We start from the raw sequence: 2,947 nt of genomic DNA, 5'->3' as shown, positions 1-2,947 counted from the left end.
AAACCCCACACAATGCCCTTGTAAATCAATCCAAAGGGCGACCAGTCGAGCAGTAGTTTGGTTACACCAAAAATGCCTTGGTCAAACGCGGACTTCACTTCACCCCACAAGCCCTTGAACCATGCTTTGATCGGTTCCCAGTGCTTGTAAATCATGTACACACCCAGTGCGATGGCGGTGATGGCCAAGCCGATGGGATTCATGAGAAAAAGCCTGCTGAGCCACACCAATGCAGACCCCACCATTTTGAGTGGGCCGCCGAGCGCCAGCGCAACCCGGACAAATCCGGACACGGCCATCATCGCGTTACCCAGCGCGAAACCCAGCACACCCAAAATGGCAACAGCGCCGAGTAAAACAACTGTCCATTTGGCAATGCTGGCCGCGAGTTCCGGATTCGCTTTAATCCATTCACCCAACTTGCGCACAAATTTAATCAGGTCGGGCAATTGCTTTTTTAATTCCGGCAATAAAATATCGGCGGCAGTTTGTTTTAACTCATCGACACTGATTTTTAATTCATCCAATTGTTTTCTGGATGTGTCCATGCGCTCTTTCCAGTCCGCATCGATCATGCCCGATGCCGTTTGCGCACCGCGATTAATGGCCGCCATTTGCTTGCTGTTCGCGATAGCCGGGCGAATGAAACTCATGGCCTGCATATCGCGGAATAAATCGCCCAATGCGTAGGCTTCCGTTAACCGCTGCATCGCGGCTTCACGTTGAATATCGTTTTTGATATTCATCGCCGCATTAAATTCTTTTAACGCGCCAAGCCCTTTGGTTTTCATGTACTCGGAAATAACCTCAAGGGAACCTTGCACCGGACTGACACCTTTCGCACTTAATTCCAGCAAGCGCTTTTTAAGATCGATACCGGCGTCATCAAAATGTTTGATGGTTTCCGGTGCAGTAATTTTGGCGAGGTAGTTTTTCAGGTTGTTGGCCGCTTCATCGGAATTGCCTGCACCCAAGCGCGCAATTTGCAAGGCGGCACCTAATTCCGATACGGCGTTGCGGCCTTCCACACCGAGCGCTGCCATCATTGGGCTTAATTGTGGCAACCACTTAGCCATATCCTTGATTTCAAATGAACCCTCTTTGCCCGCGTATGCCAGGCTATCGAGCGACGCCGGTATATCTCCCACGGCAACGTTTAAGTTTTTGCGCAAAGAGATAATCAAATTGCCGAGGTCTTCCATATCGGAATTGGTCGCGACTGAACTTTTTGCCAGCACCGCCGAGTAGTAATTCAAATCCTTGACTTTGGTGATGCCGTTGGCAACCAGTACGGCCAAACCATCGGCAATCTGTTCGGTAAACTGGCCGTACTTTTCTGCATCCAACCGGATTTGATTGCCGAGTTGCGCTTCGGCTTTTTTGGAAAAGCCGCCAGTGATTTTCATATCGCGCAGGCGTGCTTCAAAATCAATGCCTGGTGCAATAGCGTTGGCCGTTTTATCCAAGCCTGATTTACCGACATAGGCAGCACCAGCGCCATGCAGTGCCATACTCATTCCAGCACCGTGCATTTTTTTAAGCGATGCTTCCAACTGCTTGCGCTTTTCCAGTTGGCTATTGATTTTGGCGAGTGCGTTTTTTTGTTTATCAATGGATGCGGTTAGCTGTTGCGTAGCACTGCGTAACTCGCGCGCACTCTTGCCCGTCTTGTCGAGGTTTATTCCCGCCTCAATTAATTTTTTGGTGAGCGGTGCCAATTGTTCCTGATGGCGTTTGTGTGTGGCCGTCAATTTTTTTACGTCGGCCTCACCGTGGCGTATTTTGTCCCGGTAATTCGAGAGTGACTTTGCCGACTTTTCATAAGCCTGTTGGTTGGTGAGCAATTTAATGCGGGTTTTTTCCAACTCGCGGTGGAATGCCTCGCCTTGGCCTGTGCCATCGAGCAGGGCTTCGGTCAGTTTTTTGTGTTGGTTGCGTGCGGTGGTTAAGGCGGCCTTGATATTGGTGTGGGCCGCTTGCTGCTTTTCCATCGCTGCTGTGTTTTCAGTTACGGATGCAGTCGAGTCTTTTAACGTGCGTGCATTCGCACGCAACTGCGCTTGCAGTGTGCGATACGATTTTAGGTTGCTAAATTGGGTATCCAGTTTGGCTTTTTCATCGCGCGTTTTTTTGAGCGTATCCGCGAGTGATTTATTGCCTTGCCGGATTTTTTTTATAACCTGAGTGGCTTTATCAACAGCGCCGAGGACAATTTTTAATTGAAGGTCGCGAGACATTAGCGACCTCCAGCGTGATTAGTTAGCGCTTGGGAAAGAAGTCTACACCGAAGGGCAAGAGCAGAGAGGCGAGCAGGTAGCGCACAATGGACAATGCCAAATAACCACACCAGGCGATCAGACTTAGCAGGATTAACGCGATTGCGGTTCCAAGAACCCAGCCAATAACCGTTAACATTGTGTTTTACCAGCAGCATGTGTGAGCCTCAAAAATAACACTTAATCTTTATCTGATCCAGACCGCTTTGCCGCAAGCTCCCACCAATCAATGAGTTCACTCAGGGAAAGCTGGCAGAGTTCCGATAGCGGCCAATGGAAAATAACCGCTATGTCTGCCATCGCATCCTCTACTCGGCGGGGGATTCCACGGCGCTGTCCCCCGGCTCCGTAACATCCTTCGGCGTCAAAAAAATGGACACCTCCGTTCCCAGTCTGACCAGGTCTTGTCCGGGCATTGCTGCAATTTCGTGTTTGGTAAGACTTGGTGATGAAATGCGCGGTAACAGTGTTTGCAGCGCATCAACCTCTAGCTGCAACAAATCCACTAAACTCAGTCCACGTAACTCGCCGCTGCTTGGGCTGCGTAACGATACGGATTTAATATCACCGCCACCGCGTTTGATTGGGGTGGATAGGGTGACTGCTACGCTGGTTTTTTCATTCATGGTTTTAGCTCCATTGGATTTTTAAAAATGCCCGGCAATGGATAG

4 protein-coding genes are annotated in these 2,947 nt (G+C 49.8%); all 4 read right to left on the bottom strand.

Annotation, left to right across the window (positions count from 1 at the left end; translation table 11 throughout):
- Positions 1-2,237 (bottom strand): phage tail tape measure protein (locus A596_RS21265; RefSeq protein ID WP_084128778.1); only part of this gene is annotated, 2,237 nt, incomplete at its 3' end.
- A gap of 22 nt (positions 2,238-2,259) precedes the next feature.
- Entirely contained in the window at positions 2,260-2,415 is a 156-nt protein-coding gene (locus tag A596_RS23220) for a hypothetical protein (RefSeq protein ID WP_160280201.1), read from the bottom strand.
- Positions 2,416-2,456: 41 nt separating this feature from the next.
- Positions 2,457-2,576 (bottom strand): GpE family phage tail protein, encoded by a 120-nt coding sequence (locus A596_RS22820; protein ID WP_084128775.1) that lies wholly within the window; start codon positions 2,574-2,576, stop codon positions 2,457-2,459.
- Between the two features lie 8 nt (positions 2,577-2,584).
- The gene (locus A596_RS21260; RefSeq protein WP_052417778.1) at positions 2,585-2,902 is read right to left on the bottom strand and encodes a phage tail assembly protein; all 318 of its coding nucleotides are present in this window, start codon (positions 2,900-2,902) and stop codon (positions 2,585-2,587) included.
- Between the last annotated feature and the right edge of the window lie 45 nt (positions 2,903-2,947).

Source organism: Cellvibrio mixtus subsp. mixtus J3-8 (assembly GCF_000766945.1).
Classification (GTDB): Bacteria; Pseudomonadota; Gammaproteobacteria; order Pseudomonadales; family Cellvibrionaceae; genus Cellvibrio; species Cellvibrio mixtus_A.
The sequence above is the reverse complement of the archived record's forward strand: the minus strand, read 5'-3'. Positions and strand labels throughout refer to the sequence as shown.